This is a genomic window from Adlercreutzia faecimuris, assembly GCF_022669055.1.
Lineage (GTDB): Bacteria > Actinomycetota > Coriobacteriia > Coriobacteriales > Eggerthellaceae > Enterorhabdus > Enterorhabdus faecimuris.
The window spans coordinates 534,266-553,509 of sequence record NZ_JAJMLW010000001.1 but is presented as its reverse complement, the minus strand read 5'-3'; the positions used below and the strand labels follow the sequence as shown (position 1 = coordinate 553,509).

Annotated in this window: 1 protein-coding gene (cut by a window edge); it reads right to left on the bottom strand. The window is 68.1% G+C overall.

Features of this window, described 5'->3' with window-relative positions; translation table 11 throughout:
• Positions 1-19,244, bottom strand: partial view of an SdrD B-like domain-containing protein gene (locus LPT13_RS01935; RefSeq protein ID WP_242162942.1) — the beginning only. Its footprint begins 47,368 nt before the window's first position; 19,244 of the gene's 66,612 nt are visible here — the first part of the coding sequence; the start codon lies at positions 19,242-19,244; the stop codon falls past the left edge of the window.

Genomic DNA, 19,244 nt, shown 5'->3' with positions numbered 1-19,244 from the left:
GGATGCGACGGGCCGCCCACCACGGCGCCGGAGATGCTGCCGCTGCCGCTGCCGTTCGAGGACGGGCCGGCGGAAAGCACGATCTTCACCTTCGACAGGCCCAGGGGCGCGTCGTTGCCGGTCACCTCGTTGCCGCTGGCGTCCAGCAGGTGCACGCACACCACGTGGTCCGCCGGGATGGCGGGGATGACGTTGCCCTCCTCGTCGGTTGTGTCATCGCTCGCCTCGTAGCTCACCTCGCTGGCCACGGAGTAGCCGCCGTCGGTGAGGATGGTCGTGGCCGCGCTCTGGGTCAGGCCGATGCAGCTGGTGAACAGCAGCTCGCGCACCTTGGCCGGCGTGTAGCCGCTCGACACCACCACCGCCAGCGCGCCGCGGTTGTCGGGATCGTCGCTGAAGGCGCCCTTGCGGGTGATGCTGATGATCATGCCGGCGTCGTAGTCGTCGCTCTGCTGCTCGGTGACGTCGGCGTCGTCGATGGTGTAGCCGGCGTCGATCAGGCCCTGCAGGACAGAATCCCTCGGCTGGCCCACGTAGGACGCGAACAGGTTCTTCTCGGCCGTCTGCGGCGTGAGGCCGCTCGACACCACCAGGTGCACCTGCGCCTTGTGGTGGACGGTGGAAGTGGAGCCGTCCTCGGGGTCGGTGACGGTCTCGTCCCAGGCCTCCTTGTCCTTGACGATGCGGATGATGTCGCCCTGCTTGATGTCGTCGTTGGCCTCCAGCACCTGGGCGCCCACCTCGTAGCCGGCGGCCGCGAGGGCGGCCTCGGCATCCGCGGGGGTCATGGTCAGGTAGTCCTCGAACTCGCCCTTGACGTACTCGCCGAGCGAGACGGTCAGCTGGACGACGTTGACCAGGATGGTGCCGCCCTTGCCGTCGTCGACGGTCTTGGTCAGCGGCTGGTAGGTCGGATTGCCGTCCGCGTCCAGGACGGGCTTGCCCTTGTCGTCCAGGATGGGCTTGCTCATGTCGGGAGCCGGGTTGATGGCGATGACGCTGCCCTGGGCCACGTCCGTGCTGTAGGCGTACTTGGCCTCGGAGAGGGCCTCGTAGTCGTTCATCCCGGCGATCTGCTCGCGCACGTACTGCTCGGTCTTGCCCACCAGGTCGCGCATGGGGTTGCTCGCCTCGCCGGCGGCCTCCTCGGTGGTGCCGCGGCTGACGGTCACCTCCACCACGCCGCGCTTGCCGTCAGCCGGCGCCGTCGTCTCCACGGCGCTGATGACGTTGCCCTTGGGCACGGCCGGGATGTCGGTGCCGTTCTCGTCCTTGCTCGGGTCGCTGACGGCGTACTTCACCACGATGTCGTAGTTGGCGTTGCGCAGGATCCACTTGGCCGTAGCCTTCTCGGCCTCCGGCGCGTTCTCCAGCGCCTCCCCCATCAGCCAGTAGGTGATGTCGTGGGAGCCGTCCTCCTCTTCCTCGCCCTTCACCAGGTGAACCTGCTGGTAGGCGCCGCCCTCCTTCACGAAGGCGCTCTGGCCGTTGGTGAGGTAGGCGTCCACGCCGTCGGCGGGGATGGCCGTGTAGCCGTCGTGGACGGCGTCGTCGCTGTAGGTGTAGAAGGTCAGCCCCTTGGCCGGCAGCGTGGCGGCGCCCACCGTGTAGGTGTAGGTGGGATTGTTGTCGGAGTCGGGCTCGCCCAGCCCCAGCGTGACCTCCGCGTAGGTGCCGGGGTCGTCCGGGTTGGCCGGCGCCTGGTACACGTAGACCTTGACCTTGTCGGCCTCGGGCGTGTCGTCGTCGTAGACGTAGCTGCCCCAATCGCCCTCGGCGATGGGCACGTGCCCGTCGCATACCAGCTTCGGGTCGAAGGAGTACAGGGTGGTGGTGCTCACGCTCTTGTCGGCCGTGAGCTCGTATTTCTTGTTGACGGCCTGCTCAAGCGGGCTCTTGTTGGCGTCGGCGTCGGTCTTGTCGGTGACGCTCTGGCCGCTCATCACGTCGGCGTAGGCGGCGCGGCTCACGGCGTCGTAGTACATCTTCGACACGAAGTAGAGCGAGCTGTCGGTGTAGGTGTAGGTGTAGGTGTCGGCCGCGGTGTTAACGTTGCCGTAGACGGTGCCGGCCACGGTGGGCTGGCCCGCCGTGAACAGCGGAAGGTCGAGCGGCGCCTCGCGGAACCCGTCGAGGTGGTTGGTGGTGGTCACGCGAATGACGCGCTGCTTCTCGAAGTAGGTGTCGGTGTAGCCCTTGACGAAGATGTTCTGGTTGGCGTAGTTCACCGGGTCTTCGGCCATGTTCTTCCACGACCACAGCTGGAAGCTCTTCGGAACCTCGATGCCCAGGTCGTAGGTCATCTGCTCGGTGAGCACGAAGTCACCGTTGGCCTGGAGCGGAATCTGGGTGCCCTTGCCCTTGGTGGCGCCAGCGGCCACGTCCTCGGCCTCGAAACCAGCCAGGTGCCTGTCGTCGCCCGTACCCTCGTAGTAGGGGCGCAGGACGATCTTGGCCTGGGTGGCGTTGGCGCCGGTGGGGGCCGCGGAAAGCGACTTGACGGCGTTCACCTGGTTGCGGGTGAAGCCGTAGATGCGGATCTTGCCCACCGTCTCCTCGGGGAAGCAGGCGATGAAGTCGGCCTTGATGGTGGTCTCCGTCGGGTGGAAGCCCGTCCACGTGCTCACCTTGTTGTTGGTGGCGCCCGGGCCCGTGACGATGTTCGTCTCGAAGTCCAGCGGGTAGGAGATGGTCACGTCGGCGTCGTCCAGCTTCGAGAACGCGCTCGCGCCCGAGCGGGGCTCGTTGCGCAGCTGCGCCTGGAAGGTGAACGTCTTGGCGTAGGGAACCGTCACCTCGGTGCGGTTCGCGTCGGTGTTGCTGCTGTCGGAGCGGCTCTGCTCGGTGTAGTCGGCCTGGCCGTACTGCACGAAGCTGTGCACCTCCATGCGGGGCCGCGGCACGCTGATGGCCGCGCACTTCTCCACCAGGGCGCGCGTGTCGTAGGCGCCGGTCTGGGTGAGGTGCAGCGAGGTGTGCAGCGTGTCGTCGTGCGGGTAGTAGTTCGTCCACCAGCGGCTGCCGTTGGAGTAGGTGCCCGTGGTGAAGTAGTGGGCCTGGCAGCGGTTCTGGGCGACACCGTTGTGGGTGTGGTTGTTGGTGTCCACGTTGCCCACGGAGTTGTACCAGTCGGCCTTGCCCGTGGCGCGCACGTCCAGCAGGCCCTTGGCGTCGGCGGCGGAGCTGGCCGTCTCCAGGTGGTTGGTCGGGCGCCAGCTGGGCTCGAGCGAGCCGTACTGCAGGTCGATCTGGTACAGGTAGCAGTCGGCGATGGTGTAGCGCTGCTTGGCCACGTTGTAGTTGGTGATGTCGGCGGCGGCGTAGCGGCTGCCGGTCAGATCGGCGCTGCCCACCAGGTCGCGCACGAGCGTGGTGCCCCAGGCGCCCGCGAAGTCCAGCGTGTAGCTGCCGTCGGCGTTCTTGTACTTGGCCAGCTCGGTCGGGTTCACGCGCAGGGTGAACCGCACGCCGTTGGGCTGCAGGAACGTCAGGTCGGCGTACTGGAACTGGCCCATGGCCACGGTGGCCGCGCTCAGGTCGAGCTGCTTGGTCTTGAAGCCGCGCACCACGCCGCGGTTGGTGTAGTAGCCGTCGCTCTGCAGGACGCCGTTCTCGTCGTAGTAGTACTGGAAGTCCAGGTCGTCCGCCGGGTCAGCGTTGGCCGTGAGCATCTGGCGCGTCTTCATCGACACCGAGTCGATGCGCATGGTGATGGTGGCCGCGTCCGAGCGGGCGCGGGTGGTGTTGCGGTAGGTGAAGTGGTAGCCCGAGTCGTCGCCCTTGTTGGCCACCTCCACCACGGCGCGGTTGGCGCTCGTGTTGTCGTAGATGTAGCCGTGGGCGGCGATGTTGCCGTTGGTGGCGCGGGCCTTCAGCGGCTGGCGCGTGCCGCCGTCGGTGGTGCTCGCCTGGACGTCCTCCACCGACGAGCTGCTAGCCGCCGTGCCCGCGTTCGGGCGCGCCGAGGCGCCCTTGAACGCCTGGGACGTGGAGGTGGCGTAGTAGCGCGTGATGTTGACCGGGCAGTTGGTGGTGCGGTTGATGTTGCCGTAGTAGGACGACAGCGGGAAGTACGCCGTCGTGGACGACATGAGGTTGTCGTAGCTGTTCGGGTCGGTCACGCTGCTCTGGACGCCGTGGGTGCGCACGTCGCCGTAGAGGCGCGCGGTGAACGACGTGTCCTGGGCCTCGTCGGCGTTCCATACCAGGTTGGAGGCCATCGACTTGTACACCAGGCGCACGGTGCCGATGGGGCGGAAGCTCTCCCCCGCCGCCAGGTACGGCGTGATGGTGGCCTCGTCGAGGGGCAGGATGAGCGTGCCCTGCTTGCCCTTGACGGTGTTGCCCAGGTACTGCTCCAAGAAGTCGTTCGTCAGCGCGATGCGCGCCATGGGCAGCGCCTCGGGCGTGGCGTGGGTGGCGTTGTCGTGGTAGACCTTCTGGTCGTAGCCGTAGATCCACAGCTCGCCGATAGTGCCGGCGCGGTTGCCCCAGTTGTACTTGACGTCCGGGTCCTTGGCGAAGTCCTCCTCGGTCAGCACGGGATGGCGGCCGGTGGTCGAGTAGCGCTGCCAGCCGTCCATCTGCAGCTCCTTGAGGATGAAGCCGCGCGCGTTGCCGCTGGGGTTGGACACCCCGTTGATGACCAGGTCGAAGTAGCCGTTCTCGGCCGTCGACCGGGTGTTGTTCTCCAGGATGTACTCGTACCACGCCCACTCGGTGGGGGTGGTGGGATCGGTGGCGGCGTCCACCTTCGCGCCCTCGCCCCAGCGGTAGGGCACGTAGCTGTTGGCGTTGAAGACGTAGCGGTCGATGTCCCTGTCGTCGGCGTCGGTGTAGCCGTCCTCGGCCAGGGTGATGCCCAGGTGGCTCTCGTTGCTGTCGCCGCCCGTCCAGTTGAACGTGGTGCGGATGGAGGGCTCGGCCGTCAGCGGCAGCATGGTGGAGTAGTCGTTGTCGGTGGTGCGGGTGGACGCGTTGCGGTTCCAGCCGTCGGTCTTGTACTCGGTGCTGAACGTGGCGTCCAGGCGCATGGTCACCGCGCGGGAAGGCGCGCCGAACACGTCGAGGTAGGTGTCGTTGCCCGCGGGCTTGCCCGTGGAATCGGTGGTGAAGCCGGGGGCGTTGGACGCGAACCCGGGCAGGTGGAACACGGCCTTCAGCAGGTAGTTGCCGGCGTGGGCCGGGGTGCCCGCCACCTCGTCGGCATCCTCGGCGTCGCTCTTCCACGCCTCCTTGGGGATGTTGATGACGACGCGCTTGCTGCCGGTGGGGGTGTCGGTGTCGCCGACGTAGATGTCCTCTTCCACCACGTAGTCGGCCAGGTTCACCGTCACGCTGGGCGTGGAGGGAACCTTGGCGGCCTTGCTGCCGTTGCCGTTAGTCGAGGTGCCCTCGGCCGTGGCGTCCTCGCGGCCCACGGTGTAGAGCTCGACGGTGTAGCCGGCCAGCATCGCCTTCACGTCGTCCACGGAAAGGGCCTGGTAGGCGGCGCGGTTGAAGGCGGGCTTGTCATGGGAGCCCACGGTCTCGTAGTCGTCGCTGAATCCGGTGTTGTTCTTCTCGGCTATCTTGCCGGCCAGGACGGCGGCCATGGCGTCTTCGCTCAGGTACAGGTTGGTCACGTCGAAGCCGCGCCACACGCCGTCGACCAGCTCGGAGTACACCGGGCCCACGGTCAGGCGCGCGTGGTCCATGGCGTAGCCGGGGGTGTTGGTCAGGCCCAGGCGCCAGCCGGAGGTAGGCGACCCCATGAGGGTCTCCAGCTCCTTGTCGGCGAAGTACTTGCCCGGGTCATCCGGCTTCTCGCTGCCATCCCAGGTGAGCGCGGCGCGGTCGGTGCCGGGGCGCGGGGCGCCCAGCAGCGTCTCGCCGATCACGTCGGGCCAGATGGGGTCGATCGTGGCCACCAGGGTGGCCTTGTCCTCCAGGTCCATGCCGTTGGAGCGGTTGAGGCGGCTCGACCCGTAGAGCGAGGTGCCCAGCACCTTGTGGGGCAGGGCCTGGTTGCCGTTCGCGTCCTGGGTGAGGGCCGGGTTCACGTGGTTGAAGTAGGTGTCCACGCTGTCGGCCTGCATACCCGACACGCTCGAGCCGTTGATGGCGTTGCCCCAGCGGCCGTAGCGGTCGTCGCGGTGATCCCAGCCGGCACCCGGGGTCAGGCCGCCCTCGATGGCGGTGTTCTGGCCGTAGCAGGTGTTGAACTGGCCGGTCAGGGTCACGTTCTTCTGGGACACGTCGGTGCGGCCGAGCACGTCCACGGCGGCGTTGTCGGCCTCGCGCACGCCGGCGTTGAAGTGCGCGAAGTCGACGCGCGCCTCAGAGAAGTAGCCGCCGTCCCATAGCTCGGAGGTCAGCACCAGGTTGCCCGCGGCGTCGTAGCCGGCGCCGGTGATGCCCTGGCAGGCCGCGACGGCCTGGGCCAGCGTGTAGGTGTAGGTGGCCGTCACCGTGCCGTCGAGCGCGGTGTGCGTGACCACTGTGGTGCCGTCGGCGCGGGTGGTCGTTACCTGCGTGCTGCCGTCGGCCAGGGTCTCCGTGACGGAGGTCGCCCCCGGGTCTGGGTCGGGGTCTGCGTCCCCGGCCCCCTCGTCGCCGTCCCCGCCGGCGGCCGGCCGCGGGTAGGTGGTGATGGTGATGGTCTTCACCGCGTTGCCGCGGTCGGTTCCCAGCTTGGCCCAGGTGGCCGCGTCGAGCAGCCCCTTCGACAGGCTGATGGACTTGGCGTCGAAGGTGCGCCAGGCGTTGTCGTAGTCGGGCCGCTCGTCCTGGGTGCCGCTGGCCGTGCCGTCGGGCACGGCCTCCTTGGGCATAACGCCCACGTGGACGTAGCTGTCGAACATCTCGTAGTCGCCGTCGTAGACGTTGGAGTCCGGATCCCACGCGCTGTGGCCGCCGGGCAGCGACGCCACGTTGTTGTTGGCCATGACGACCGTGGGGTTGGCGTAGTTGGTCAGCCCGAAGCGCCAGCCCGAGCCATAGTAGCGGAAGTAGGCGGTCTCGGTGTCCTTCAGGTCGCCGGGGGCCATCGGCCCCATGGGCGTGGCGCCGTCCACGAAGTAGGCCTTGGCCGTCACCCGCTGGCTCGAGGCCGGCATGTGCGCGTAGAGCTCGGCCCAGTCACGCGTGTTGGTGAGCTCGCCGTAGCTGTTAGGCGCGTAGCGGTTGTAGTCGTTGGAGCGGATGGCCGTGTTGTTGTTGCCGTCCATCTTCTGGTACAGGTAGTTCCACGCGTTCACGTCGTAGGTGGTGCGGAACTCGGTGGGCAGCTGCACCACGGTGTAGTACCAGTCCCAGAACTGGGTGACGCCGTAGCCGTCATCGGCCTCCCAGCCGTCGTTGATGCACCAGGTGTCGGTGATCTCGCGGCGCTTGTCCACGTCGGGCGAGTCGATGGCGTAGCCGAAGAAGTCCACGTAGGCGTCGGTGCCGGTGAGGCCGTTCTGGAAGTAGCCGTAGTCGATGGTCACGCCCACCAGGTCGCCGTCGAGCCACTTCTCGCTCGTGAGGATGGCGTCACCGCCAGCAGAGAGCGTCGCGTCGTTGCCCTGGAACCAGCCGGCCACCTGATCGGCCGTGTAGGTGGTGGCGTGCAGCTCGCTGCCCATGAGCGAGGTGCGGCCGGTCACGGTGCTCTGAACGCCGCCCGTGGCGTGGACGTCGCCCTGCCACGTGGAGGTCATCTGCTGCGCGGCGGCCTTGGCGTCCTTGGCGTACCAGGTGAACGTGACGGACTTGATGCTGCTCACATCGGCCGTCGTGCCGTCCTCCTGCTTAACGCCATGTTCGACGCCGGCGTCGAACAGCTCCTTGGACAGCGTGAGCTTGGTGGTGCGGAAGCCCGCGTTCTGCAGCAGCGCCGGCGCGGACTCGTCGGACACGGGCAGCAGCGGGCCTATCTCGATGCGCGCGCCGTGGGGCATGGCGTAGAGCGAGTCGTTGGTGACCACCGCGCGGTAGCCCACGTGCTCGTCCTGCCAGTAGGCGCGGGGCTCGGTGCCCCAGTCAACCGAGCGGCGCGGCGTCAGCGCCGGGGTACGCGGCACGTCGCGGGCGGTGTCGGAGGCCTCGCCCGTGGTGGCGTACTTGTCGGTGAGCAGGCTGTGCTCGGCGTTGGCCGCGGCCGCGTTCTTGTAGGCCCACATCTCCACCTTGGGGCGCACCGGCGGCAGCGCCACGTTCAGGCGCGCGCCGGCCGTGGCGGTGTAGGGCGCGTTGCCGCTCAGGCTGGCGGGCTTGTCGGGCGCCGCGGAGACGCCCTTGTTGGCGCTGTACACGTTGTATCGGTAGCCGGACGACGCGTAGGTGTAGGGCTGCACGTAGGCGTTGCCCTTCCAGTACGTGCTGTCGAAGCCGCCCGCCACGTCGGCGTCGGTGGTCAGCGCGCGCCGGGCGTCGTTGGTCAGCAGGTGCGTGCCGTGGTTGGAGCAGTTGTCGTGGTCGGAGTCCTGCGCGTTGTTGGTGTTCCACCACTGGGTGATCCAGTCGGTGCGGAACGTGCCGTGCATGGTGCGGTCGAGCCAGCGGTACGAGCCGGTGCCCCAGAACTCGAACCAGGCGCCGTCGGCAGCGGCGGTGCGGGCCGCGAAGTCGCGCAGGTGCGTCTCCACGTTGCGGAAGTAGTGGCCGCCCCACAGCGCCCGGTTGATGACGACGTTGCCCTCGGCGTCGCGGTACATCGTCACGTTGCCCTCGGCGTCATGGGCCGTGAGCAAGCCGTCGACCACCTGGATGTCGGCGAACCAGTCGGCGGTGCCCACCAGGGCCGACGCAGCCGCCGCGTCGGAGGCGCTGGCGAAGGACTGGAGGTCGGCGCCGGGGATGGTCACGCTGCCCGGCGTGGTGACGTCGGCGTCGGCGTCGTAGGCCAGGTAGGACAGCTTGAGCTCAAGCATGTTAGTTTGGGTGAACATACCCTTGCCCACCACCACCGACTCGGTGGTGAAGTTGACGAGCTCGTCCTTGTACTTGTTGTAGGGCAGCGCCTCGGTGGCGAAGTACGCCTTGCGCATGGCGAAGGCGGAGTCGTTGGCCAGCGTGAAGCGGAAGCCCGATCCCGACTCCTCCCAGTAGGCGGTGGTGGTGCCGTTGCGCTTGAGGTTGCCGTTCTTCTGGTCGACGTCGCCGTTGTAGGGCGCGGTGTTGCCGTAGCCGCTGTCGGAGGCGGGGCCGTCGGAGCGCATGAACGTCTGCGCGGTCAGCTGCTCGTTCACCTCGTACGGGCGACCGTACACCCACGCGGTGGCGGCGCCGGCCTGCCACACGTTGGCGCCCTTCCAGTACTTCTTCCACTGGGCGATGAGGCGCTTGAACTGCGGCGCGCGGGTGGCGTCGAACGAGCTCTCGGGGTTCTCCACCTGGCTGGGGGGAACCGTGCCGCCATCCGAGCCGTAGCGGATGAAGTCGCCGATGCGGGTGTAGCCGTTGCCCCAGCCGGTAGGCGTCGTGGTGCCCTGGGGCCACACGTTCGGCCAGCCGGCCTTCCAGCGGTTTGACGTGCCGTAGGCGTAGCAGCCCTCGGCCGTGCCGTCCCACTTGTACTTGGCGTAGCCCTTGACGTTGGCGCCGTAGGGCTGGCGCGGCTCGTCCAGGCGGTAGTGCCACCCGTCCTGGGCGTAGGTGCAGCCGAACCAGGCCGACAGCGGCATGTCCATCACGCTGTTGGCCTCGCCCCACACGTCCACGTAGCAGTCGTCGGCGTTGAGGCCGGCGCCCACGCTCACGGACGTGAAGCGCACCACGGCGCTCGTGAGGAAGCCCTGGCCCCACTCATCCCACGGGATGACCAGGTTGCCGTCGCCGTTGACGTAGCCCGCGGCCAGCAGGTCGGCGTAGGCCATCACCTTGGTCTGCTTGGCCGGGGTGGGATCGCCTGCCGCCACCCGCGGGTAGTAGGTGACCTCCACCTCCTTGATCTCGGAGCTGGCCATGAGGCCCTTCGAGATCATGAGGGCCTTGGACTGGTAGCCGCGCTTGGCGTTCTCGTAGGCCTCCACGTCATCGCGGCCGGGCACGTCCTCGTTGGCTATCTCGGTGTTGTAGGGGCTCTCCGAGGGATGGGTGGTCTCCTTGCCCGTCTCCGGGTCGGTGTAGATCTTCTGCGAGTCGGTGCCTATCTGCAGCTCGGACTCGAACATCTTGCGGCCGGGCACCTTGGTGCCGCTGCCGTCGTCGCCGCCGTTGTACACGTGGAAGCGGTAGCCCGCGCCGTCCTCGCCCCAGTACGCCTTGGCGCCCGTGCCGTAGTTGGCCGGCGTGGCCGCGCCGCCGATGCCCGACGCCGCCATGGCCTCGTCGGCGGACTTCTCGGCGTCGAAGTAGGCATCGGCCGTGAGGCCCGTGCGCGGCATGCCGGCGATGGCGTAGAGGTTGGCCTGGTCGTCGGAGAACGTGAGCTCGCCCGCCGCGGTGGTGGTGGCCTTCTTGGCCAGCAGGTCCCAGCTGCTATCGGGGTAGGTGGCCTTCAGGCGGCTGTCCGCCTGGATGGTCACGTAGTAGTTGCCCACGTAGGCGTTGTAGCCCTCGTAGCGCAGCTGGACGTTGTTGCCGCCGCCGAGGCAGCCCCAGCCGTGGGTGGCGCCCTCGTGCAGGATGTCGTACTGGTTGGCGTAGGCGTTGCGGTCGTTCGACTCGGCATGGTACGGATCGGTGGCCAGCGACACGTTGCACGAGTCGATGGCGTAGCCGAACAGGTCGGCCCAGGCCTTGTCGGCCTCGGTCACGTTGGCGTCGATGCGCTTGAAGTGCACCTCGAAGTAGTAGGCGTCGCCGTTGTTCCAGGCGTCCTGGGTGATGGACACGTTGCCGGCGTCGAGCGTGCCGTCGTTGTCCTTGTCCCAGTACTTCGCCAGCTGGGTGTCCCAGTCGAGCTTCACGCTCAGGCCGCCGGGGATGAGGGCCTGGTTATCCCCCACCTGGGTGGACGAGTTGAGCGAGCTGCTCGAGCCGGTGAGCACGCCGCGGCCGGCGCCCGAGGTCACCTTGGTGCCCGCGGGCAGGTAGCGCACGGTGATCGAGTCGATCTGCGAATGGGCCAGCAGGCCCTCGGAGAGCGTGAGGTCGGTGGTGTGGTAGCCCAGCGTCTTGTCGAGCGCCTGGCCGTAGCTGTCCCAGCGGGGCACGAGGTTGCCGATGGTCAGCTTGGCGCCCAGGTACAGGGGGAAGTCCGACTTGTTGGTGACGATGGCGCGGTAGCCTGAGTTGCGCTCCTCGCGGTAGGCGATGGGCTTCTCGTTGTCGCCGTCGTCGCGGATCTCCTGCGCGACGATGGGGTACTGGTTGTAGTAGTCGCGCGCGAAGTTGAACCTCTCGCGCTCGGTGCCCTTGGCGTAGAGGGTGTCCTGGTTGATGTGGAGCGTCCGCAGGTCCGCGGTGCCGGGATTGAGGATCTGACCGTCCACGGCCTGCGGGTGACTCGCGTTGGTCTCGCTGCCGTAGGCGCCGATGGCGGAGTTCGGGCGGATGGGGGGCAGCACCGAGTTAAGGGCGACCGAGCTCGTCCACGAACGCGTCCACTCCTCGATGGCCTGCTTCGTCTTGAACTTGGCGTCCAGGCGGAACGTGCCGCGGTTGGTGGCCTTGCCGCGCAGCTCCACGAAGGCGCCCGTCTTCTCGTTCACCCAGCCGTTGAACTTGCTGTAGTCCAGCACGAGCCCGACGAGGTAGCCGTTGCCCCAGGCCTGCCAGTCGATGACGATGTCGCCGTCCGCGTTGACGGACACCACGTCGACGGCGGTGGGGTTGCCCTTCTCGTCGAGCACCTTCGCCGTGGCCCAGGCGGGCAGCGTGGTGACGGCGGTGCCGTCGTCCTTGCCATCCGCGCCGATGCCGTGGCCGTAGACCCACTCCACGACCTCCTTCAGCTCCAGGCGCTTGAGCTGCGGGCTGGCGGTGTCGTCGATGTCGTAGTACTCGAGGTAGGCGTCCATCATGTCGCCGGCGTAGCTCGCCTGCTTGGCGCCGGAGGCCACGCCGCCCGCCGCGTTCTCCTCGAAGAGCTCGCGCGAGAGCACCACCTGATGCGTCTCGTAGTCGACGAACTCGTCCACGGCGGCCTCGTCGCGGGCGTCCTTGAGCACGGCCTTGGGCAGCGGGCCCACGGTGAGGGTGCCGCCCAGGCTCATGGCGTACTTGGTGTCGTTGGCCACGGTCACGCGGTAGCCGGAGTCGTAGTCGTAGTAGGCCTTCTGGCTCTTGAGGACGAAGCCGGAGACGTTCTCCTCCACGCCGCCGGTGGCGAACTTGGAGCGGCTGCCCCGGGTGGTTTGGATGTCGTCGCTCTTGCCGTCGGCCGCCAGGTTGGCGATGGCGTCGATGATCGGCGTGCCGTCGGCCGGGTAGGGCATGCCCTCGAAGACGCCCTTGGAGTCGGTGGCCGTGTTCCAGGCGGCCTTGGCGTAGTTGGTGCTGAAGATGCCGCCCAGCTCCATGACGTCCTGGTTGACGATGGTGCCGTTGACGTCGATGTAGGCGCCGTCGTCCTGGGTGAGGCCCGAGCCGAACTCGGTGAAGAACTGCTCGAACCCGCGCAGGTAGTGCGCGTCCGTCCAGAGCACGTTGTCCTCGAGCGACACCACCACGAAGCCGTCGGCCGTCACGCTGATGCCCGCATCGGCTATCTTCTGGGCCGACACGTCCAGCGTGCCGGCGGTGATGGCCGCCTGGTCCTCGGCCGTCAGCGTGCCGGTGGCCGCGCGCAAAAGCGCGCCGTCGATGATGAAGTCGTTGCGCTCGGTGGGCGCCGTCTGGTTGGCGTCCGATTCCATGCAGTAGGTCAGCCGCAGGTCGGACAGCACGCCGCCCTGGAGCCGCTGCTCGGTGCCCGTCTTGTCAGCCGAGTCGTCGGGTACGCGGTTGCCGTCCTTGTCCACCGACACGGTCATCGGCTTGTAGAGCGCCGGGCTGATGACGATCTTCTGGGTGTCGTAGTCGGTGCGGCCGTTGGTCTTGAAGGGAATCTTCAGCGGATCCTCGTCAGTCTTCTGTACCGGCTTGCCCTGGCCCTGGGATTCCTTGAGCACCCAGCCACCCTTCACCACGGCGTTGCCGATGGCGAAGTTGGAGTCGTTGGACACGGTGATGCGCCAGCCGGTGCCGGGGTCGCCGATGTAGCCCTCGAAGATCTTGTCGCGGTTGGCATCGTCCTTCTCGATGATGGGCTTGCCGTTGGCGTCCTTCAGGATGTTGCCATTGTCGTCGCGCTTGTACTCCCAGTTGCCCTGGAGCGCCTTCGGATCGCCGGGATCCTTGCTCTCGCGCATGCCCTCGACCTTCACCTTCAGGTTGTAGGGCGCCTTGCGCGACGTGAACGACGCCGTGGCGCGGGCCGACACGTTGTAGCGCTTCAGGTTGGCGGATATGTCCTCGTAGGCCGTGGTGAACGTGCCGGACAGCGACATGGTGTCCAGCTCCTCGGGCGAGCCCTGCACCTCGATGCACATCTTCTCGCCCGCCGGGATGCCCTGGCGGCCGTTGAACGAGTCGAACTCGATCTCCATCGACACGAAGTAGCCCGGGAGGAGCGGCGAGTCGCGCCACAGCTCGGGGGTCAGCGAGATGCCGTTGGGCGTGGTGGTGCCGTCGGGGTTGGTGATGACCTCCTTGTGGCTCTGCATGAGGGCCGCCAGCTCGGCGCCGGTGATGGTGCGCGTCTTGGTGGTGAGCGCGCCGCCGCCCGAGCCGGGCGCGGTGCGGTAGCGCAGGACGATGCTGCCGATCTCGGACGAGTCGAGGATGCCCTGGCTGATGCCGATCTTCTGCACGTCGAAGCCGGCGCCCGGGACAGACCCGTACATGTCGCTCAGCGTGAACGTGCCCGGCTCCAGCTTGGAGTAGTTGCTGTTGCCGATGGTGAAGCGCCAGCCCGCGCCGTCGCGGCTGAGGATGGGCTGCTTCGTGCCGTCGTTGGCGCTGATGGCGGCCTTGTCGTCGTAGAGCGTGGCCGCGTTGGCGATGGCCGTGGCCTGCACCGTGGGAGTGGGGGCCTTGGCCTGCAGGAAGCCGCCCATCACGCGATCGGTGCTCTCCAGGTTGGCGGAGAACTTCTGCGAGGCGTAGTTCCACGTGCGCTTGCCGTAGCTCACCGACATGGTGTTGCGGTAGTCGCTCTGGGGGATGGTCATGACGCCGTTGACCTTGACGGCCACCGGCAGCGTGACGTTGTTCTTGATGGGGGTGGAGAACACGATGCGCATCTGGCCCGTGAACTTGTAGTTGTCGGCGTCCGGGTTGTCCGGGTCCGTCGCCGGCGCCACGCCGGGCAACGGCGCGATGCCGCGCGCCGCCAGCTTGGCCGCCAGGCTGTCGGCGCGCGTGGTGCCGCCGAGCCTATATATATGCGTGTACTTCGTCTTGCCATCGGTGCCCGTGGACGTCTTGGTCTCGACGTACGTCGGCTTGCCCACGTTCACCCAGTCGTAGTCCTCCGCATCCGGGTTGTCCGGGTCGTTGGCGGGGCTCGCCACCTGAAGCTGCACGACGTTGCTGTCGTGGCGGTTCGCCGCCTCCAGGCTGTCCACGAAGTCATCGGTGTTGGTGTCGAAGTACCGGCTGAGCGGCTCGTTCTCGTTGGAGCCGAGCGGCTCGTCGGTGGTCACCTCGAACTCAAGGTTGTACAGGCGGAAGTAGTTGGGAAGGCTGTCCGATATCTCGGGTCCCGCCGTCGGGCTCTCGGCGTCCTCGCCGTAGAGCGGCATGTTGCCCGAGGTGGCGAAGTCGCCGATGAGGTAGCTCGCCGGGTAGCCCACGTAGCTCTGGGTGGTGGTCATCACCGGCTCGGGATCCTTCGCCTGCACGGTGCCGTTGGCCAGCGTCCGATACTCCTCCAAGGCGCTCTTGGTGGCGGTCATGGTGGCCTCGGGGATGCCGAAGGCCGACTTGAAGGGGCGCGTGCTGTCCGTCCAGCTGTAGTCCTTGTCGAGGGACTCCTGCTTGCCGAAGAAGATGGTGGTCTGCGGGTCGAGGCTCACGTAGTAGCCCAGGCCCTCGCTGCCCACCGACTGCTGGATGTTGGTGGTGTAGGGCACCGCCATGATGAACGTGAAGTGGCCCTTCCCCCCCTCTTGCACCGCGTTCTCCGGGTAGAGGTGGCCGTTCATGCCGCCGGCGTTCTCGGGCGTCCGCATCTCCGCGCGGAACACGACGCGGCCCGACTCGTTGTTGGTGCGGTAGGGGATGACGGGGGTGGTTATCTTGTAGCGGCCGTCGGCGTCCTTCTCGGCGTAGGTGATGGGATGCTGGTCGTCCTTGGAGTCGTCGTAGACGAGCTTCTGGCCGACGACCTTGCCGTCCTCGTCCCTGACCTCCTCGTAGACGCGCTGGCGCGCATGGGCGCGTGCCATGATGGAGTCGATGTTGCCGAACGTGCGCATGTCGAGCGCGTCGTAGTCCTGCTGCAGCCAGTCGGTGGTGTCGTAGAGCAGCACGCCGCCCTGGTTGGGGACGCCCATGTAGTTGGCCTTGTCCAGATCGCCGATCGATACGTCGGGGGGCAGCCCCGCGGCGCCGTCGCCGACCGTCGGGTTCTTGTAGGGCTTTCCCGAGCCGATCGGATACTCGAACCACTGCTTGAGGTCCTGCTCGGTGACGCCCTGGTTGTTGTCCATCTGCGTGTTCATCACGCGCATGAAGTACTCGAGGCCGTCGATCTCGGCCGAGCCCGTGGAGGTGTTGGCGGTGTCCACCTTGTACACCATGTAGTTGTAGCGGTCGAAGAGCACGTTGTCGGATATGGCCTCGTAGGTGCTCTTCCAGGTGAGGTTGGTCTTGAGCAGGGTGACCTTGCGGATGGACGATGCCGTGCCCACGCCCAGGTTGGCGTGGAAGTTGTCGCCCGGCTTGCGGTTGGGGTAGTAGCGGAACTCCGTCGGGCCCACCAGGGTCGAGAAGAGGTGCGCGTCGCCGCCGTAGTTGATGTCGCCGCCGGCGTTCTCGGGGATGTCGCCGAGCATGCGCACGGTCACCACGGGGGAACGCGTCAGGTGGCCCTTCACCTCCAGCTTCTGGGTGAAGCCGCTGGGGTTGGAGTCGTAGCTCACGGCCTCGCCGTGCCACACGAACTTGAGGGTGCCGGTGAGGCCCTTGTTGAAGTTGACGCCCTTCATCTGCGGGTACTTCTCCACCAGCTTGTCCAGGACCTCCTGGGCCTGGGCACCGCCGTAGTTGATGTAGTCGTCGAGCTTGAACAGCTCCTGCTGGCCGCCGCCGGTCGGAATCACCAGGTAGACGCTCCAGTAGGCCAGGATGTTGCCCTTGTTGGTGCTCATGTCGATGGCGAACAGAGGGGCCTTGCCGGTGTTGGCCGGGCTGCCGTCCTCGGCATAGCCGCCGCCGCGAGACACCCACTCCGGGTAGTCATAGCACTGCGAGAGGCCGCCGTTTTCGTTCTCGTAGAGGTAGGGCACCTCCAGGGTGAGCGACGTGCCTAGCTCCGCGAAGCCGCGCACCACCTTCTCCTGGTTGTAGTCCTTGAGCATCCAGTACTGCTTCTCGGTCTCGGTCGTGGCCCCCGCCAGCTCCTTCGTGTACCAGCCTAGGTCAAGGCCGTCGGCCACGGCTGCGTCGATGGCGTCCTGGGCAGTATCGTAGGGCGTCGACTTGGCGTCCGAGCCGGGCGTGTAGTCGCCGGTGTCCAGGTCGACGGAGCCGTAGAAGTCGTCGGCGTACATGCTGTAGCCGCCGAAGTAGCCGGCCGTCGCGTTCTGGAAGCGGATGCCCAGCGTGAGCGTGGGGGTGTCCTGGTCGTTGACCAGGTACATGCCCTTGCCGAGGCTGGTGGACATGCCCTCGGGAACCAGGTTGGGGTCGAACAGGTTCTCGTCGAGCACGCCGCCGATGGGCGAGGTGGGGTACAGGAAGCTGGCGTTGACGCCGGCGCGCGCGGCGCTCAGGGTCATAACGGCCATCGACACTGCCACCGGGTCCTGGCCGTTGAGGGTGTTCATCGGGTTGGCCACCTCGTCCAGGGTGGTCACGCCCGCGTTGTCGAGCATGAGCTGGCTCTGCTCGATGCAGAAGCTGTCGAGCGCGTCCAGGGTGTTCGGGCGCGTGGGGACGTCGGGGGTCCAGGGCTCGGCCGGCTCGTCGGCGGCCGGCTCGTCGGTCGCGGGCTGGTCGGCCGGCTCGTCGGAGGGCTCGTCGGCGGGCGCCTCGGGCTCGGGCTGGTCGGTCGCGGGGTCGTCGGCGGGCTCGCTGGGCTCGGGGGCCTCGGGCGCCGGCGGCAGCGGGAACGTGAGCGCCTGGTCGCCGAGGGCCAGCACCTGGGCTGCCTCCTCGTCGGCCAGCACGGCGTCGGAGTCGGCCTTGACCTGGGCGGTCACCTTCTCCTCCTGCACCAGTTTCGCCTTGACGGCGGCGGTGAGGCTGACGGCCAGGGCGGTGGGCTCGAGCGTCGTGCCGTCCTCGGCAGGCGCCAGCGCGTCGGCGTCGTAGGCGACGGCCAGGTAGATCACGCGCTCGGTGTCCTTCTTGGTGCGCGCGGTCTTGGCGTCCTGGCGCGGGCCGTCCTGGGGCTGCGCGGCGCCCTCGGCGTTCGGACGCAGGTCGAGCGCGATGCTGACGGCGCCCTCGCCGGCCGGCGTGCCGCTGACGGCCTCCACGTCCAGCTCCTCGAGCGCCGCGGCCAGGGCCTCGGCGTCGGAGGGGTCGATGGCGGCCAGCTCGGCGCGCTGCTCGTCGGTGAGGTCGGTCATGTCGAACGCCAGACTGCGGGCCGCGTTGGGCACGCCCTTGCCGTCGGCGTCGGGCAGGTCGGCCAGGTGCAGGGTGACGCCGTTCAGCGCGTAGTCGCCCTGGGCGGCGCGCACGGTGACGGCGAAGGTCGCCCAGCCCTCGGCCTCGCCCATCGTGGGGTCGGAAAGCGGCGCGATGCTGGCCGCGACGCCCACCTTCGGCGCCGCGCTGGTCAGCGTGAGCTTCGCCGCGGAGGGCTCGGAGAGCGGCATGACGACGGTGTCGGACTTCGGTTCCTGCTTGCCGTCGGCTGTCTCCTCCAGCGCGGCGGTGAAGCTGCTCACCGCGTAGCCGGCGGTGACGTCCAGGCGCTGGTCGACGGGGATGTCGCCGGCGATGCGCGCGACGAGCTGGGGCATGGCCGCGCCGGCGGCCAGCTGGCCGCGCGTCTCGGGCACGGTGATGCCGTTCTTGTCCTGCACGCCCTCGTAGCGGAAGACGATGGTGCCCGACAGGCCGGCCTTGAGGTCGGCCGCGGTGTGCTTGAGGTAGCGGCCGCGGTGCTCGGTCCACACCGTCCAGCCCACCGGCAGCTCGTCGGCGGCGAGCATGACGCGCATGCCCAGCGCCTCGCCGCCGTAGGCCTTCCACTCCTCCTGCGACAGCGTCTGCTTGACCGCGGGCGCGTCGGGCGCGGCGGAGCCGGCGGCGGCCGCCAGCTGCGCGGCCGTGGCGGGCGTGCCGTCGGCGTTGAGCGCGTAGACGTAGGGGGCGGTGAAGGTGAGGGCCACCACGTCGGTGTCCTCGACGGCGCCCAGGTAGCCGCCGTCGAGCAGCACGTCCAGGTTGCCCAGGTCAGCGGCCAAGTTCAGCGCGGCGCCGCCGCCCAGCTGGTAGGCGTCGTCGGAGGCGCGCAGCGCGCCGGTCGGGGTCAGGCTGAAGGCGAAGCGCTCCTGGAGGGCGCGCTTCACGTCGTCGGCCTTGGCGCTGGCGGTCGTCATCAGGTGGTCGCGCTTGGCCTGCTGCAGCTTGTCCGACACCTTGGGGAGCACCTTGTCGGCCTCCACCAGGCCCTCGGGCAGGAAGCTGTCGAAGTCGGGCTCGCTGGAGTCGCCGGAGGCATCGGCGTTGTCGCTATCGGCCTTGTCGGCGTCGGCGTCATCGGCGTCGGTCGCGGCGGCGTCTTCCGCGTCCTTCGCGTCGTTGTCGTCAGCGGCGGCGTCGGCAGCGCCGTCGTTGCTGTCGGCCTGGGTGGCCGACGGGGTGTCGCCGAGCACGCGGGTGCGCGCCTCGGCGATGGAGGCGTCCGTCCACATGGTGGACACGAGCAGCACCGACAGCAGCACCGCCAGCACGCGCTTGGGCAGCGGCATCTGCCGCGGGGCCGTGTGGGCGATGACGCCCGCACCGGCGCCGGCGAAGGCCGCCGCGTCGCCCATCGGCACGCCGCCCGCCTCGCGGGCGTCGCGCGTGTCAACCGAGGTCGCGGCGTTGCCCGCGGCCTCCTCCGAACCACCCCTATACGCGCGCGTGCGCGCGAGGGCGTCACAGATCACTTTTCCGAATTGTTGCCTCAT